Consider the following 15133-nt stretch of genomic DNA (forward strand, 5'->3'; position numbering starts at 1 on the left):
TGGATGGCCACGCCCCTGCGGGGCTCGCCATGACGGCTTTAGGTTGGGTGAGGGCCGTTCTTCACGGGCTCCGGTGTGAGTCCGTATCCTCCACAGTGCCTGAATTGTGACATGAAGTTGGGAGATCGTCCGGTCCAGTTGTTCTGAATATTGAAAGGCGACTGGCTTGATTACCCTCCGTCGAAGTGAATCCGATTCACTTTTCAGCAGGACGACTGTCTCAATTCGGCCGAAGCGCCTGACCTTTCTGGCCGCCGCGGTTCTCACTTTGCACCTCGCGGCCGCGCCGGCCGTGGCCGCGACTCCGGTGGAGCTGACGCAGAAGCACCTCTATACCGGCTCGATCGCCGAGGGCGAGAAGGTCCTGGCCGCGATCCTGGCGAAGAAGCCGGACGATGCCGAGGCGATCGCCGGGCTCGGCCTGATCCGCTTGGCCAAGGCGACGGAGCATTTCAGCCAGACCCTGTACCGCTACGGCTACCGGCCGCCGGACGACCCGACGATATCGGTGCCGCTGCTGACCATGCCGGTGCCGCCGAACCCGAACCCGGAGGTGATCCGCTACGAGGACGCCCGCGCCATCCTGCAGGCGCTGGTCGACGACCTCGACGCGGTCGACCGCACGCTGCAGCCGTTGGGCGACCGGCCGGTGAAGCTGCCCATGGCGATGGGGCGGGTGAAGCTCGACCTCGCCGGCAACGGCCGGGGCCAGGCCACGCTCTACGACGTCTACAGCGCCGTGCTGCTGGGCGGGCAGGGCGATCCCGCCAATGCCGGCAAGCTGGTGATCGCCTTCGACACCGGCGACGTGCTGTGGCTGCGCGCCTACACCCATGTGCTGCGCGCGGGCGCCGAATTCCTGCTGGCGCGCGACTGGCACCGCAGCTTCGACGCCGCCGCGCATCTCCTGTTCCCGCGGCCCGATTCACCGCTGGCCGCGGCCCTGACCCTGCCCACCCAGGGCATGTTCCTGGGGGAGGAGGATGGGCGGATCGCCGACGGCATCGCCTGGATCCATCTGTTGAACTGGCCGGTGGCGGAGGCCGACCGGCTGCCGCGGACCCGTGAGCACTTCCTGGCGGCGGCGAAGCTCAGCCAGGAGATGTGGGCGTCGATCCGGGCCGAGACCGACGACGACCGTGAATGGCTGCCGAACGCGAAGCAGGCCAGCCTGATCCCGGGCATGACCATGACCGACGATCGCATCGACACCTGGCTGGCGCTGATGGCGGAATCCGAGGCGATCCTGAATGGCGACAAGCTGCTGCCGCATTGGCGCTTCGACCAGGGCTTCAATCTGCGCCGCCTGATGGAATCGCCGCAGCCCTTCGACCTGGTGCTGCTGCTGACCGGCACCGATCTGGTGCCCTATCTCGAGGACGGCCCGGTCAGCGACCGCTCCTTCTGGGAGCAGGCGACCGGCGCCTTCGAGGGCGAGTTCCTCAGCTTCGCGGTCTGGATCAACTGAGCCCGCGGGCTCAGTGCGTCAGGATGTTGACCAGCCGGCCGAACGGGTCGCGGACATAGAAACGGCGCACGCCCCAGGGCTCGTCGGCCGGGCCGTATTCGATCGGCAGGCCCATCGCTACAGCCTTGCGGTGCGTGGCGTCGACGTCGTCGACCTCGATCGAGATGTCCGGTACCGGCGTGCCGGAGCCGCCTTCGCTCATCACGCTGAGCTGCGGCGTCATCGTCGTGTCGGCGGTGAAGGTCAGGATCCAGCCCATGTCCATGGCCAGCTGCAGCCCCAGCAGGTCGCCGTAGAAGGCCTGCGCCTTGGCGACGTCGCCGGTGGCGATGTTGGTGACGATCCGCTTCACGGCCATGGGGTTCCTCCTGTGATTGTCGCACACGAACTCGACTCGGGCCGATACCATACTGTCCAGCGGATAGATGGGTGACATTTTAGACCGGATGGATGGGTGACAGCTGCGTCGGGTTGGGGCGCCTGCGCGCAGGCGCCCCAACCCGACGCAGTCGCTTCTGCTGGGGGTCGATCACCCCGATCGGCGTGTTGTAGAAGCGCATGCGCAGCTCGCCGGTTTCGCGTTCCTCGATGGCGACCCATTCGCCGACCAGAACCTCGGACACGAACAGGAAGTCGCCCGCCCACTTGATCTCGCCGTTCGAACGCACCCGGCGGATATCGGCTTCCCGGGGATACTCCGGCTCCGGCAGACGCTTCGGCAACGGCCGCGGCGACGGCTGATAGTGCCGCGCCGGCGGCGTCTGCCCCAAGGCTTCATGCGGCCGTTCGTGGTTGTAATACGCCCGGAATTCGGCGAAGCGTGCAGCCTGGGCCGCCCGGTCGGCCGCCGCCGGCTCAATCGCCTCCCGCAGGGTCAGATGGAACCGCTCCTGACGTCCATTCTGCTGCGGCTTGCCCGGTGCCGTCCGCTCGTGCCGGATGCCCAGCTTCGCCCACCAGGCGCTCAGCCGCGTCAGCCCGGTAACTCCGGGCGAGGCGAACGGCGAACCGTTGTCCGACCGCATGATCTCGGGCAGGCCATTCTCCTCGAAGCTCCGCTCGAACTCCGCTCGCGCCTCCTCACCCCGGGTGCTGTCGCCCGCCGTCAGCCCCAGCAGATACCGCGCATAGCCGTCGCCGATCGTCAGCGGCTCGCACCGCTCGCCATTGCCCAGCCGAAACCAGCCCTTGTGGTCTGTCGCCCAGACCTGGTTCGGCCGCTCCGCCACCGTCAGACCGCCCAGCGTCGGCGGCACCCGATGACGCCGACGCCGCGGCTGCACCAGACCCTCCCGCTTCAGGATCTCCCCCGCCGTCGACGGCACCGGCCAGGCCGCCTCCGGATAGCGCTCCTCCAGCTTCGCGATGATCTTGCGCGGACCCCAACTCGGCCGCGCCAGCTTCTGCTCGATGATCGCCGCCGCCAACTCCACCGGCGTCGCTCGGCCGTGCACTCGCGGCGCATGGCTCCGCTCCGACAGCCCCGCCGAACCCTCCGCCCGATACCGATCAATCCACTTGTACGCCGTCTTCCGACTGATCCCGTAGCGCTCCGACAGTTCCACCACCGTCCACTCCCCGCCCAGCCAGTCCCCGATCAACGACACTCTCTGATCCATGGCACAGCTCTCTTCAAGGCATCCGCAGGCCCTCCCTGCCGAAGTAGAGCTGTCACCCATCCATCCGGTCTATTCTGTTACCTCTCTATCCGGACTGGACAACGTCTCCGACCTCTCCCGCAAGCGGGAGAGGCTATGCGCTCCACTGTCGGCGCCTGTTCCGCCGCGGCATCACGCCCCCGCCGGCCGGCGGCCTTCCAGCAGGTCGCGCTGGCGGGCCAGGGCGGCGGCCATGAATTCGGTGAAGGCGCTGACCCGGGCGGTGCGGCGCAGATCCTCGTGCGTCAGCACCCATAGCGCCGCCTCCTCGGGCACCGTCGGCATGGCGATCCGCACCAGCCCCTCGGCGACATCGCCGAGATAGCAGGGCAGGGCGGCCAGGCCGATCCCGGCGCGGGCGGCGCTGCACAGCTCGACCAGCGAATCCGCCCGCAATGCGATCGCCGCGTCCGGCAGCGCCCGGCGCATCCAGCGGGCGATCGAGGTGCCGGCCAGGCTGTCATCCGGCGCCACCCAGGGATGAGCGGCGACCGTGCCGGACCGCGCCGCCGGATGGCTGGCCGCGGCATAGGCGGCGAAGGCGATGCCGGCGACGCGGCGGCCGACCAGAGTCTCCGGCGGGTCCAGCACCGGCCGGATGGCGACGTCGGCGTCGCGCCGGGTCAGGTTCGCCATCAGGTTGGCGGTGGTCACCTCCAGCACGATGCCGGGATGCAGCTCGCGGAACTGGGCCAGCAGCGGCGGCAGCAGCGAGGCCGTCAGCGTGTCGGCCGTGGCCACCCGCAGCGTGCCCTCCAGCCGCAGATCCTGGCCGGCGAGGCGGCGCTCCAGCGCCTCGACTGTCGCCGCCATGCCGCGGGCCGCCGCCGCCAGCTCCTCGCCGCCGGCGGTCAGGGCGTAGCCGCCCGGCAGCCGGTCGAACAGCCGCAGCCCCAGCCGTTGCTCGAAGCCGCCGATCCGGCGCAGCACGGTGGTGTGGTTGACGCCCAGCCGCCGTGCCGCCCCGGCCAGCGAACCGCAATCGGCCACGGCCAGCACGGTGTGCAGGTCCTCCCAATCGAGTCGGCTGTCCATGATACGGCCTGTGCGCAGACGCAGATGATTGCTGCAATATCACAGATCGAGCTGCGTGAGCGCACAATTCATCTTCTCCCCAGCGGCGGGACCGGCCCGCCGAAGGAGACACAGAGATGACCCCGATCCAGCTCTACACCTGGCAGACCCCGAACGGGCACAAGGCCTCGATCATGCTCGAGGAGACCGGCCTGCCCTATGAGGTGCATGCCGTCGACATCGAGACGGGCGAGCAGCGTGAGCCGGCCTTCCTGGCGCTGAACCCGAACAACAAGATCCCGGTGATCACCGACCCGGACCGCGGCCGCACCGTGTTCGAGAGCGGCGCGATCCTGACCTATCTCGCCGAGCGCTCGGGCAAGCTGCTGCCGGCCGATGCCGGGGAGCGGCTGACGGCGCTGCAATGGACCCTGTTCCAGGCCGCCCATCTCGGCCCGACTCTCGGCCAGCTCTGGAACTACAAGGTCTTCGCGTCGGAGAAGATCCCGTATGTCATCGGCCGCTTCGAGGCCGAGGCGGCGCGGGTGTTCCGGGTGCTCGACGGCACGCTCGGCCGGCGCAGCCACCTGGCGGGCGAGGCCTACGGCATCGCTGACATCATGAGCTGGCCCTGGATCCATGCCGGGCTGGTGCATATCGGCCTCGACCTCGAGGCCAGCCCCAACCTGCGCCGCTGGTACGACGCCATCGCCGCCCGACCGGCGGTGCAGCGCGGCCTGCGCGTGCCCGTCCTCGGCAGCCGGGATTGACCGAACGATCGGTCGGAGAATTCCCATGGAAACCCTGTTCGTCCCGATCTCGCTCCTGGCCGGCGGTCTGCTGGCGGTCCAGGCCGGTGCCAACGCCCAGCTCGCCAAGGCGACCGGCAGCCCCTTCGCCGCCACCACGCTGCAGCTCTCGGTCGGGACCGCGATCCTGCTGGCAGCGGCGCTCCTGACCGGCACGGTCTCCGCCCTGGCCGCCTTGCCGGGCGTGGTCTGGTGGCATGCGGTCGGCGGCATCGCCAGCGCCGTCTATGTGGTCTCGACCATCCTGCTGTTCCCGCGGCTCGGCGCCGTGGTCAGCGTCGGCCTGTTCATCGCCGGCCAGATGCTGGCCTCGCTGGCGCTCGACGGCTTCGGCCTGCTCGGCGTGCTGGCGGCGGGCTTCGCCCCGGCGCCGGTCGCCGGTACGGCGCTGGTGCTGGCCGGGGCAGCGGCGATCGTGCTCGGCCAGTCCGGCGGCAGCACCATTGCGACCCTGTCGCGGGCCGGCTGGATCCTGCTGGCGCTCCTGGCCGGCGCGGTGCTGCCGGTGCAGGGCGCGGTCAACGCCCTCCTGCGTCGGGACCTCGGCGCGCCCTTCGCCGTCGGCGTCGTCAGCTTCCTGGTGGCGACAATGGCCATGGCGGCGGTGGTGCTGCTGGTGCTGGCCCTGCCGCGCCAGCCGCGGCCGAAGCTGGAGGGTGTCGGCACCATGCCCTGGTGGGGCTGGCTCGGCGGGATTGCCGGCGCCACCTACGTCACCACCGTGTTCACCGCGATCCCGGTGATCGGCGCCGCCGCCGCGGTCGGGCTGACCGTCGCCGGTCAGCAGGTCGCATCGGTCTTCGTCGACCGCCATGGCTGGTTCCGCCTGCCGCAGCGTCCGGTCTCGGCCCTGCGCCTGGCCGGGGTGGCGGCGCTGCTGGCCGGCGTCGCCGCGATCAAGCTCGGCTGAGGGGGTGGCGATGTCGAACTCCCTCGCCTGGGCGATGCTGGTCCTGTCCGGCATCGCCGACGTGGTCTGGGCCGTGACCACCAAATACTCCGACGGCTACAGCCGGCTCGGTTGGACCGCGGCCTCGGTGGCGGCCCTGGTGGTTTTCCTCGGCCTGCTGACCCAGGCGCTGAAGGTGCTGCCGCTCGGCACCGCCTATGCGGTCTGGACCGGGATCGGCGCGGTCGGGTCGGTCACCGCCGGGCTGCTGCTGTTCGGCGAGACGCTCGGTCCCGCACGCCTTGCCGCGATCCTGGCCATCCTCGGCGGCGTGGTCGCGCTCAAGCTGCTGCCGGGCTAAGGATGCCCCAATTGACCCACCGACTGGCGCAGCGTCTCGGCCAGCGCCCGGGCCGGCTCGGACGGTCCCGCGGTGCACACCACGAACTCCACCTCCGGCAGCGGCGGCAGCCCGTCCTCCGGCCCCAGCACCCGCAGCCCGGGCCCGATCGCGCTCAGCGGCAGCGGCGTCACCGCCAGCCCGGCCAGGGCGGCAGCACGGACGCCGGCGATGCTGGGGCTGACATAGGCGATCCGCCAGGGCCGCCGGATCCCGGCCAGCCCCGCCAGCGCCGCCTCCCGGTACGGGCACGGCTCGGGGAAGAAGGCGAGGGGGATCGGGTCGGGCAGGGCACCCAGATCCGCGACAGCGGCCCAGGCCAGGGGTTCGCGCCACAACGTCCAGCCGCGGCCGTCGCCGTGGCAGCGGCTGCACAGGATCAGGTCCAGCCGGCCGCCCTCCAGCGCCTGGAACAGCGTGGTGGCGATGCCGACCTCGACCTCGATCCGCACCGCCGGATGCTGCGCCCCGAAGCGCCGCAGGATCTCCGGCAGGCCGGAGCCGGCGACATCCTCCGACGCGCCGATCCGGATCCCGCCGGCCAGCGACGAGGCCGACAGGCTGGCCCGCGCGTCCTGGTTCAGCCGGAGGATGCTGCGGGCATAGCCCAGCAGCGTCTCGCCGGCCTCGGTCAGCGCCACCGAGCGGGTGCTGCGCCGCAGCAGCGGCCGCCCGGCCTGGTCCTCCAGGCGGCGGATCTGGGCGCTCACCGTCGACTGGGTGAGGTGGAGATGCTCCGCGGCGCGGGTGAAGCCCTGCAGCTCCGCCACCGCCACGAAGCTGCGCAGCAGCTCGGTCTCGAACATGACGGCAATATATCGCAGTTCGCGCTCAATCATATGGGATCTATTCGTTTATCCGCTGAGCGGCGAGCTGCTAGCCTGAGTCCAACCCCAACAGGAGATTTTCCATGGCACGGCTGCTCTATGTCGAAGCATCGCCCCGCAAGCAGCGATCGGCCTCGATCGAGGTCGCACAGGCCTTCCTCGCCGCATACCGGGAGGCGCATCCCGTCGACGAGATCGAGACGCTGGACCTCTGGACCGTCGACCTGCCGGAGTTCGACGGCGCGTCGCTGGAGGCGAAATACGCCGGGCTCTCCGGCACGGCGCTGACCGAAGCGCAGGAGACGGCATGGCGCCGGATCCGCGAGCTGGCGCAGCCCTTTCACACGGCCGACCGGCTGCTCTTCGCCGTGCCGCTGTGGAATTTCGGCATCCCCTACAAGCTGAAGCACCTGATCGACGTCGTGTCGCAGAAGGACGTGCTGTTCTCCTTCACCGAGCAGGGCTTCTCCGGCCTGCTGCCGGGCCGCAAGGCGGCGGTGATCTACGCCCGCGGGCTCGACTACGGCCCCTCGGCCTTCACCCCCGCCGCCGGCTTCGACTTCCAGCGGCCCTATATGGAGATGTGGCTGCGCTTCATCGGCATCACCGACATCACCGCGATCACGGTCGAGAAGACCCTGTTCGGGCCGGAGGTCGACACCCAGGCCCGGGCCGAGGCGAAACGCCACGCAGAGGCGGTGGCGAAGACGTTCTGAGACGCGCGGGATAGGATGATCCGGAACCACGGGAGATCGTCATGGAGACCGAGCATCAGGTCGCGCGGCATTACGGCCGCAGCGGCATCGAGCAGGCGTTTCTCGACGCGCTGCGGGCCGCCGGCAAGGATGTCGAGCATCTCGCGCCCGGCGACCTGTCCGGCGCCGACGAATTCCATCTCGGCGGGCTCGCCGCGACGGCCGAGCTGGCGACGGATCTTGGCCTCGGCCCGGACACGCACCTGCTCGATGTCGGCTGCGGGGTCGGCGGTCCGGCCCGGCACCTCGCCGCGGCCCATGGCTGCCGGGTGACCGGCATCGACCTGACGGCGGAGTTCGTCGAAGCGGCGAAGGCCCTGACCCGGCGCTGCGGCCTGGCCGGGCTGGTGTCGTTCCGGCAGGGCAGCGCGCTGGCCATGCCCTTCGCGGACGGCAGCTTCGACGCCGCCACCCTGCTCCATGTCGGCATGAACATCGCCGACAAGGCGGCCCTGTTCGCCGAAGTGCGGCGGGTGCTGAGGCCGGGCGCGCGCTTCGGCGTCTACGACGTGATGCGGGTGGGCGAGGGTGATCTGCCCTATCCGATGCCCTGGGCGGCGACGCCCGAGACCAGCTTCGTCGAGCCGCCCGAGACCTACCGGCGGCGGCTGCGGGAAGCCGGGTTCGCCGTTGAGGCGGAGCACGACCGCGGCGCCCTGGCGCTGCGCCTGATCCGCGAGGCGCGCGAACGGGCAGTCGCCCGCGGGCCGTCGCCGCTCGGCCCGCATCTCCTGATGGGCCCGACGGCGCCGCAACGCATCGGCAACGTGATGTCGACGGTGGAGCGCGGCGTGATCGCCCCGATCGAGATGGTGGCGCGGGCCGGCTGAGGCCGCGGTCACATCCCGCCGCGGGCGCAGACGGCGCGCACCAGCCGGTCGACCACGGCCGCCGTGTCGTTCTCGTCCCGGACGAACGGGATCGCCCAGCCGCAGCCCGCCAGCTCGAAGTGGGCCTCCCACTCCGGCCGGGCCGGCAGCGCCGCCAGGTCGAAGAACCGCGATCCGCCCATCTCGCCAAAGCCGCCGCCGATCGACTCGCCCAGCGCGAAGGGCTGCGCGGTGAAGGGATACAGGTGGACGGCGTAGACGTTATGGGTCGGATGCTGCGGCGTCGGCGCGCGGTTGCGATCGCCGACCAGAAGCGCGTGACCATTTTGCTCGGCCTCCGTCATCGGGTGCGACTCCCGGTGCAGGAAGGCGGCGTCCAGCTCTCCGATCCCGGCCCAGCGCACCGCCCTCGCGTCATAGGTCAGCGCCTTGAGCACGGCCGGGCGGCCGAGGGCGGAGAAGGGTCCCTGGCGGTAGACCCGCTCGACCCGGAACAGGCGGAGGCTTTCGCCGGCGAACTCGATCGCCAGCCGCCATTGCTCGTCCGGCACCACCCGGCGGAGAACTGGGCTTCGTCGAGCCCGCGCGAGGGGAAGATGGCGGAGAAGACGGTCCACCGATTGTCCTCGATCCGTGACCGGCCGACCTTCGCCTGCCCGCCGACTGTCGGCAAGCGGGAAGGTGCTAGCCCCGCAGGGCGGGGTCGGCGCGCAGCCCCTCGGCGAGAAAATCCACCAGGGCCCGCACCCGGGCGGAGGCGCGGCGGCCCTCCTGGTGCACGACGTGGATCGGGATCGGCGGGGGCTCGAACTCCTCCATCAGGACCACCAGCTCCCCGGCCCGGATGGCCGCGGCCGCCTGGTAGGACATCACCCGGGTCAGGCCGCGCCCCGCCACCGCCGCCGCCACCGCGACATCGGCCTGGTTCACGATCAGCCGGGACCGCGGCGTGATCGTCTCGGTCCGATCCCCGCGATGGAAGGTCCAGTCACGCATCGTCGAGCCCTGGAAGAACGGGACCGCCTCGTGCTCCGCCAGCTCGGCCGGGCTGCGCGGCGTGCCATGCGCCGCCAGATAGGCCGGCGCGGCGCAGACGACCCGCCGCACCGAGCCGACGCGGATGGCGCTGAGACCGGAATCCGGCAGCTGGGCGATGCGAACGGCGACATCGTAACCCTCCTCGGCCAGATGTACGATGCGGTCGATGAAGAAGCTGCGCACCACCAGCTGCGGATGGCGCCCGGCGACGTCGAACAGCACCGGCGCCACATGTAGCCGGCCGAACAGCACCGGCGCCGTGATCGCGACCGGCCCGCGCGGCTCGGCGTGCAGCCCGGCCGCCGCAGCCTCGGCCTCCTCGATCTCGGCCAGGATGCGGCGGCAATCCTCCAGGAAGCGCGTGCCGGCCTCGGTCAGCCGCACGATCCGGGTGGTCCGGTGCAGCAGGCGGGCGCCGATCCGCTCCTCCACCGCCGCCACGGCGCGGGTCACGGCCGGCGGCGACAAGGCCAGGCGCCGCGCCGCCGGGGCGAAGCCGCCGGCCTCGGCCACGGCGACGAAGATGCGCATGCTGTCGAGCCGGTCCATCGGATTATTCCGCTGGTTGAAACAGTGATCTGTCAAGCATGCGCATTCTCCACGAATCGGGAAACGGGCATCTTGGTGGCGTCAACTCTTTGCGAAAGGCCGCCGCCATGCCCGTTCCCGCCCAGCCCATCCGCCTGTACCGCTTCGGCCTGTCCGGCCATTCCCACCGGGTCGAGCTGTTCCTGTCGCTGCTGGACCTGCCCTTCGAGGCGGTCGACGTCGACCTGCCGGGCGGCGAGCACAAGACCCCGGGCTTCCTGGCGCGCAGCCCCTTCGGCCAGGTGCCGGCGATCGAGGACGGCGAGGTCGCCCTGGCCGACAGCAACGCCATCCTGGTCTATCTCGCCGGCCGCTACGACGAGGCCGGGCGCTGGCTGCCGCGCGACCCGCTGGCCGCGGCGGAGGTGCAGCGCTGGTTGTCCGTCGCCGCCGGCTTCCTGGCCTATGGCCCGGCGGCGGCGCGCCTCGTCACCGTGTTCAAGGCCCAGCTGGACCATGAACGCGCCAAGGCGATCGCCGCCCGGCTGTACGGGGTGATGGAGGCGCATCTGGCCAAGGGCGGCTTCCTGGCCGGGCCGCAGCCGACCATCGCCGACGTCGCGAACTACACCTACACCGCGGTGGCGCCGGAAGGTGGGGTCTCGCTGCAGGCCTACCCGAATATCCGCGCCTGGCTCGCCCGGGTCGAGGCACTGCCCGGCTTCGTGCCGATGCCGCGCACTGTCGTGGCCGCCTGAACGCCATCCGCCTCATCGAGGTCGTCATGCCCAACACCATTGCCGCTCCCGCGCCGCTGCCTGGCTGGCCGCACGAGGCGCCACCCTTCCATCCCGGCGAGGTGGCCGCCCAGACCCGGGCCGGGGTGCGCGAGCGGATGGCGGCGGGCGGGCGCCGGGCGATCCGCGGCATCATGCCGGACCAGCATCGCGATTTCTTCGCCATGCTGCCCTTCATCGTGGTCGGCAGCCTGGACCGGCAGGGCCGGCCCTGGGCCTCGATCCTGTCCGGCCGGCCGGGCTTCCTGCAGTCGCCCGACCCGCGCACCCTGACCGTGGCGGCGCGGCCGGCCTATGGCGACCCGCTGGGCGACAACCTCGCGGCCGGCGCGCCGGTCGGGCTGCTCGGCATCCAGCTGGAGACGCGGCGGCGCAACCGGATGAACGGCACCGTCAGCGAATGGGCCGATGGCCGCTTCGCCGTGACGGTGGGGCAGAGCTTCGGCAACTGCCCGCAATACATCCAGGCGCGCCGGCCCAGCTTCGTTGCCGAGCCGGACAGCCTGGGCGAGGTCCAGCCGGTACATGCCGAGGGCCAAGTGCTGTCGTCCCGAGCGGCGGCGCTGGTCGCGGCGGCCGACACCTTCTTCATCGCCACGCGCTCCGCCGACGCGGTCGAAGGCGAGGCGCCCTCGGAAGGCGTCGACGTCTCGCATCGCGGCGGCCGGCCGGGCTTCGTCCGGGGGACGGAGGAGGGCGGGCGCACAGTGCTGACCGCGCCGGACTTCGTCGGCAACTTCTTCTTCAACACCTTCGGCAACATCGAGGTCGACCCGCGCGCCGGCCTGGTCTTCGTCGATTTCGACACCGGCGGCGTGCTGCTGCTGACCGGCACCGCCGAGGTGGTGTGGGATGGGCCGGAGGTCGCGGCCTTCGCCGGGGCCGAGCGGTTGCTGCGCTTCCGGGTGGAGGAGGGGCGCTGGATCGAGGATGCGGTGCCGCTGCGCTGGTCGGCGCCGCAGCAGGCGGTGCAACTGGCCGCCACCGGCACCTGGGACGAGGCCGGCCGGGTGGCGAAGGCCGAGGCGTCGCGCAACACGCTGCGGCCCTTCACCGTGGCCGGGATCGTGCAGGAGAGCGCGACCATCCGCTCCTTCATTCTGGAGCCGGCCGACGGCGGCAGCGTGGTGCCGCACCAGCCCGGCCAGTTCCTGCCGATCGCGCTCGACATCCCCGGCCGCGACCAGCCGGTCCGTCGCACCTACACCTTGTCCGATGCGGCGGACGGGCGGACCTACCGGATCAGCGTCAAGCGCGAGACCGGGCTCGGCGATCAGGCGGGCTTGGCCAGCCATTGGCTGCACGACCAAGTGCGGGTCGGCGACACCATCCGCGCCTTGGCGCCGCGCGGCGACTTCGTGCTCGACACCGACAGCCGCCGGCCGGTGCTGCTGCTGTCGGCCGGGGTCGGGGTGACGCCGATGATCGCGATGCTGAACGGCCTCATCGGCCGCAATCCGGACCGGCTGCGCCATCCCGGCCGCGGGATCTGGTTCGTCCACGCCGCGCGCGACGGGTCCGAGCACGCCTTCGCCGACCATCTCCGTGCCCTGGCGGCGCGGGCGCCGACCCTGACCACCCATATCCGCTACAGCCGGCCGCGGCCGCAGGACGTGCCGGGGCGCGACTACGACGACGCCGGCCACATCGACGCCGCGCTGCTGCGCCGGCTGCTGCCGCTCGACGATTACGACGTCTATCTCTGCGGCCCGGCCGGCTTCATGCAGGCGATGCGCGAGATCTTGTCGAGCCTCGGCGTGCGGCCGGAGCGGATCCGCAGCGAAGCCTTTGCCGCCGGATCGGCCGCGCCGATGGACGCGGCGGCACTTCCTGCCGCGGTCGCGACCGCCGAGATCGAGTTCCGTGCCTCCGGCCGCCGCGCCGCGTGGGATCCATCGAAAGGCACGCTGCTCGACCTCGCCGAGGCGGCCGGGATCGGGGCGCCGTGGAGCTGCCGCACTGGGCTCTGCGGCACCTGCACCGCGCGGGTATTGGACGGCGCCGTGACCTACGCCGAGCCGCCCGCCGGCGCGCCCCGCCCGGGCGAGGCCCTGGTCTGCTGCGCCGTCCCCGCCAGCGGCCGGGTGGTGCTGGAGCTGTGAGGCGTACGCACCGAATCCTCTATACCGTCATGGCGAGCCCCGAAGGGGCGTGGCCATTCAGAAATCGAGCCGCTGGATCGCCCTTCCTAAGCTCAAAAGGGGTTTCGCTCCTCGCGATGACGGTACTGTTTGAGGTCGATGGGATCTTCACGAGAGCCACGACAGGGAACCAAACCCTGCCTCATGCGTTCGATCGGTCCTGTGGGGTGGGGGAGCGCCTCGGCGCATCGGGATGTCGTTCGGACAGCGGCTTGGCGGATTGAAGAGCAGGACCGTGGTCTGGCTGACCACGAGCATCGGCGGCTTGCTGGCTGCCGGGCTGGCCCTGGGCATGACCATCGCCTCCTACCGCACCGATCAGCCGGTGCCGCGCTTCCCGGCCGGTGCGCCGATCGAGGCCGGCGAATGGCGCGTCGTGCCGCTGTCCGCGCGGGTCGAAAGTGCCACGCCGGACGGGCGCAAGGTCCGGGACGGCGAGAAGGCGGTGGTGGTCGAGGTCGAGCTGACCAACCGCACCGCCGAATCCAGCAACAGCTTCTATCGCCTGCTGACCCTGGACCCGCCGGTCGGTGAGGACCAGCCGGACGTCTTCCTGCTGCGCGACCGCGCCCGCGCGGCGGAGCTGCACCCGGACATGGCGGAGCGGCTGGCGCTGGTCTGGACCCTGCCGCAGGATGCCGCGGTGCCTCCGGTGCTGAAGCTCACGGTCCACGGCAGGGTCTACAAGCGGCGCGACAATCTCTGGGGCATGTCCGGCTGGTACAACCCGCATGTGCTCGGCACCGTCGACATGCCCGTCCAGGCGCCGGATCCGGCATGATGCGGTGGCTCGCCCGTCTGGCGGCGCTCCTGGTCGCCGCCCTCCTGCTTCTGGCGATGCAGTGGACCACGCCCGTCTATGACGAGATGATCGCGGCGATCCCGTCCGGCGGGCAGATCGGCGACACCGTGGCCGCGCGGAAGTTCACGATCCGGATCGAGACGATCCAGTTCGCCCGGCAGCTGCGCTTCAAGGCCTATGGCAAGGAGGAGAGCCGCGACACCTCCGGCCTCTGGGCGGTCGTCACCGCAACCCTGGCCGCGCGGTCCGAGACCACCCTGGTGAACGACGCCTATTGGGAGGGGCCGGCCGGGCTGCTCTACTCGCACAGCGACCGGCTGTCCGGCGTCAGGTCGCTGCTGGCCGGCGCCATGCTCCAGCCCGGCCTGCCGCGGCGCGGCTGGTTCATCTTCGAGATCCGCGAGGACCAGGCCCGCGGCGCCACCTTCGTGGCCCCGAATGCCGGCCTCGTCCCGCTCGATTCCATCGTCCGCGTCAAGCTCGGCGCCGGCGGCGGCGCCCTGCCGATCCTCGACAGCCTGGACCTCGACCGCACTCCGGGGGCGATCGAATGACGACGGCCGAACAGCCGGGCGAGGATGCCGCCGCCCTGGTTCCGACCGACCGCGGCGAAAGGCGGTGGCGCCGCCTCTGCCTGTGGGGGCTGCTGGTGGCGTTGCCCGCCACCTTCCTGATCACCGCCCGAGGGGATCTGGAGGAGTGGTGGCAGGGCCAGGAGCTGTTCGAGCTCGGCGTATCCGCTGGTCTCGAGGCCCGCTTCGCCGGCGCCGACTGGAAGCTGGAGACGGTGGAGGTCCTGCCGCTCAAGGACTCCGGCTGGCCGCGCCGGCAAGGGCAGGGCACGCCCGTCCGGGTCCGCTTCGCCGTGACCGTGCGCGAGCCGAATATCGATACGCTGTGGCGGCGCTGCCAGGTGGCGCTGCGGGACGATCAGGGCCGGCGCTGGTCGGCCGGCAGCTTCGGCGGCCCGCGCGCGACCGAAGGCACCATGACCTGCGGTGCCGCGACGCTGGAGCCGCGGGCGCCAGGGACGGTGCTGCGGATCGAGCAGGACTTCACCGTTCCGCACGATGTCGCCGGGACGGTGGAGCCGACGGTGAGCATGGACGGGGAGCGGCCCCGCTACCTGCGCTTCCACCTCGACTCCCGGTGAGCGCCCGGGGGGGCCGGGGCGCCG

Annotated in this window: 17 protein-coding genes; 11 read left to right on the forward strand and 6 right to left on the reverse strand. The window is 71.3% G+C overall.

The features are described 5' to 3' along the window. The first annotated feature begins 292 nt into the window (after window positions 1-292). A complete protein-coding gene (locus tag QFZ27_RS17760; protein WP_429227710.1) occupies window positions 293-1468 on the forward strand; it encodes a hypothetical protein in 1176 nt (391 codons plus the stop codon). A gap of 10 nt (window positions 1469-1478) precedes the next feature. On the opposite strand, the gene QFZ27_RS17765 is transcribed toward QFZ27_RS17760, so the two are convergent. From QFZ27_RS17765 to QFZ27_RS17775, 3 genes are all read right to left on the reverse strand, one after another. After that, window positions 1479-1826 carry a VOC family protein gene (locus QFZ27_RS17765; RefSeq protein WP_429227711.1) on the reverse strand — a complete coding sequence of 116 codons (348 nt, stop codon included), beginning with the start codon at window positions 1824-1826 and terminating at the stop codon, window positions 1479-1481. A gap of 79 nt (window positions 1827-1905) precedes the next feature. Further along, the gene (locus tag QFZ27_RS17770) at window positions 1906-3087 is read right to left on the reverse strand and encodes an integrase core domain-containing protein (protein WP_429227712.1); all 1182 of its coding nucleotides are present in this window, start codon (window positions 3085-3087) and stop codon (window positions 1906-1908) included. Between the two features lie 171 nt (window positions 3088-3258). Next, entirely contained in the window at window positions 3259-4161 is a 903-nt protein-coding gene (locus QFZ27_RS17775) for a LysR family transcriptional regulator (protein ID WP_429227713.1), read from the reverse strand. A gap of 116 nt (window positions 4162-4277) precedes the next feature. On the opposite strand from QFZ27_RS17775, the gene QFZ27_RS17780 reads away from it, so the two are divergent. From QFZ27_RS17780 to QFZ27_RS17790, 3 genes are read left to right on the forward strand one after another with little or no spacing between them, the layout of a single operon-like run. Next, complete coding sequence (locus QFZ27_RS17780; protein WP_429227714.1) at window positions 4278-4910, forward strand: glutathione S-transferase family protein; 633 nt, start codon at window positions 4278-4280, stop codon at window positions 4908-4910. Between the two features lie 25 nt (window positions 4911-4935). Next, window positions 4936-5859: a DMT family transporter gene (locus QFZ27_RS17785; RefSeq protein WP_429227715.1), complete on the forward strand. Its 924-nt coding sequence runs from the start codon at window positions 4936-4938 to the stop codon at window positions 5857-5859. A gap of 10 nt (window positions 5860-5869) precedes the next feature. Continuing rightward, window positions 5870-6199, forward strand: a complete 330-nt coding sequence (locus QFZ27_RS17790) for a DMT family transporter (RefSeq protein WP_429227716.1) — start codon at window positions 5870-5872, stop codon at window positions 6197-6199. Here the strand turns inward: QFZ27_RS17790 and QFZ27_RS17795 are convergent. Beyond that, the gene (locus QFZ27_RS17795; RefSeq protein WP_429227717.1) at window positions 6196-7044 is read right to left on the reverse strand and encodes a LysR substrate-binding domain-containing protein; all 849 of its coding nucleotides are present in this window, start codon (window positions 7042-7044) and stop codon (window positions 6196-6198) included. The two genes, QFZ27_RS17790 and QFZ27_RS17795, sit on opposite strands and share 4 nt — an antisense overlap. A gap of 104 nt (window positions 7045-7148) precedes the next feature. On the opposite strand from QFZ27_RS17795, the gene QFZ27_RS17800 reads away from it, so the two are divergent. Then, window positions 7149-7781: an FMN-dependent NADH-azoreductase gene (locus tag QFZ27_RS17800; RefSeq protein WP_429227718.1), complete on the forward strand. Its 633-nt coding sequence runs from the start codon at window positions 7149-7151 to the stop codon at window positions 7779-7781. 41 nt (window positions 7782-7822) lie between these two features. Continuing rightward, entirely contained in the window at window positions 7823-8650 is an 828-nt protein-coding gene (locus QFZ27_RS17805; protein WP_429227719.1) for a class I SAM-dependent methyltransferase, read from the forward strand. Window positions 8651-8658: 8 nt separating this feature from the next. Here the strand turns inward: QFZ27_RS17805 and QFZ27_RS17810 are convergent, their stop codons facing one another. Continuing rightward, a complete protein-coding gene (locus tag QFZ27_RS17810) occupies window positions 8659-9267 on the reverse strand; it encodes a hypothetical protein (RefSeq protein ID WP_429227720.1) in 609 nt (202 codons plus the stop codon). Window positions 9268-9334: 67 nt separating this feature from the next. Next, window positions 9335-10237 (reverse strand): LysR family transcriptional regulator, encoded by a 903-nt coding sequence (locus QFZ27_RS17815; protein ID WP_429227721.1) that lies wholly within the window; start codon window positions 10235-10237, stop codon window positions 9335-9337. 107 nt (window positions 10238-10344) lie between these two features. Here QFZ27_RS17815 and QFZ27_RS17820 point away from each other — a divergent pair, with 107 nt between their 5' ends. From QFZ27_RS17820 to QFZ27_RS17840, 5 genes are all read left to right on the forward strand, one after another. After that, the gene (locus tag QFZ27_RS17820; RefSeq protein WP_429227722.1) at window positions 10345-10974 is read left to right on the forward strand and encodes a glutathione S-transferase family protein; all 630 of its coding nucleotides are present in this window, start codon (window positions 10345-10347) and stop codon (window positions 10972-10974) included. Window positions 10975-11000: 26 nt separating this feature from the next. Continuing rightward, on the forward strand, window positions 11001-13115 hold the full coding sequence (locus QFZ27_RS17825; protein ID WP_429227723.1) for a pyridoxamine 5'-phosphate oxidase family protein: 2115 nt from the start codon (window positions 11001-11003) through the stop codon (window positions 13113-13115). A 274-nt stretch (window positions 13116-13389) separates the two neighbouring features. Beyond that, entirely contained in the window at window positions 13390-13935 is a 546-nt protein-coding gene (locus QFZ27_RS17830) for a hypothetical protein (RefSeq protein ID WP_429227724.1), read from the forward strand. Then, the gene (locus QFZ27_RS17835) at window positions 13932-14510 is read left to right on the forward strand and encodes a hypothetical protein (RefSeq protein ID WP_429227725.1); all 579 of its coding nucleotides are present in this window, start codon (window positions 13932-13934) and stop codon (window positions 14508-14510) included. Before QFZ27_RS17830 ends, QFZ27_RS17835 begins: the two co-directional genes overlap by 4 nt. After that, window positions 14507-15109, forward strand: a complete 603-nt coding sequence (locus tag QFZ27_RS17840) for a hypothetical protein (RefSeq protein ID WP_429227726.1) — start codon at window positions 14507-14509, stop codon at window positions 15107-15109. The genes QFZ27_RS17835 and QFZ27_RS17840 overlap by 4 nt, the downstream gene beginning before the upstream one ends. Window positions 15110-15133: the final 24 nt, after the last annotated feature.

The sequence above is a fragment of the Inquilinus ginsengisoli genome (genome assembly GCF_050434925.1).
Classification (GTDB): Bacteria; Pseudomonadota; Alphaproteobacteria; order DSM-16000; family Inquilinaceae; genus Inquilinus; species Inquilinus ginsengisoli_B.

Bases quoted from the DNA above. Each gene is read 5' to 3' on its own strand.
- QFZ27_RS17765 (WP_429227711.1), bottom strand. From the start codon at position 1,826: ATGGCCGTGAAGCGGATCGTCACCAACATCGCCACCGGCGACGTCGCC.
- QFZ27_RS17770 (WP_429227712.1), bottom strand. From the start codon at position 3,087: ATGGATCAGAGAGTGTCGTTGATCGGGGACTGGCTGGGCGGGGAGTGG.
- QFZ27_RS17775 (WP_429227713.1), bottom strand. From the start codon at position 4,161: ATGGACAGCCGACTCGATTGGGAGGACCTGCACACCGTGCTGGCCGTG.
- QFZ27_RS17780 (WP_429227714.1), top strand. From the start codon at position 4,278: ATGACCCCGATCCAGCTCTACACCTGGCAGACCCCGAACGGGCACAAG.
- QFZ27_RS17785 (WP_429227715.1), top strand. From the start codon at position 4,936: ATGGAAACCCTGTTCGTCCCGATCTCGCTCCTGGCCGGCGGTCTGCTG.
- QFZ27_RS17790 (WP_429227716.1), top strand. From the start codon at position 5,870: ATGTCGAACTCCCTCGCCTGGGCGATGCTGGTCCTGTCCGGCATCGCC.
- QFZ27_RS17795 (WP_429227717.1), bottom strand. From the start codon at position 7,044: ATGTTCGAGACCGAGCTGCTGCGCAGCTTCGTGGCGGTGGCGGAGCTG.
- QFZ27_RS17800 (WP_429227718.1), top strand. From the start codon at position 7,149: ATGGCACGGCTGCTCTATGTCGAAGCATCGCCCCGCAAGCAGCGATCG.
- QFZ27_RS17805 (WP_429227719.1), top strand. From the start codon at position 7,823: ATGGAGACCGAGCATCAGGTCGCGCGGCATTACGGCCGCAGCGGCATC.
- QFZ27_RS17815 (WP_429227721.1), bottom strand. From the start codon at position 10,237: ATGGACCGGCTCGACAGCATGCGCATCTTCGTCGCCGTGGCCGAGGCC.
- QFZ27_RS17820 (WP_429227722.1), top strand. From the start codon at position 10,345: ATGCCCGTTCCCGCCCAGCCCATCCGCCTGTACCGCTTCGGCCTGTCC.
- QFZ27_RS17825 (WP_429227723.1), top strand. From the start codon at position 11,001: ATGCCCAACACCATTGCCGCTCCCGCGCCGCTGCCTGGCTGGCCGCAC.
- QFZ27_RS17835 (WP_429227725.1), top strand. From the start codon at position 13,932: ATGATGCGGTGGCTCGCCCGTCTGGCGGCGCTCCTGGTCGCCGCCCTC.
- QFZ27_RS17840 (WP_429227726.1), top strand. From the start codon at position 14,507: ATGACGACGGCCGAACAGCCGGGCGAGGATGCCGCCGCCCTGGTTCCG.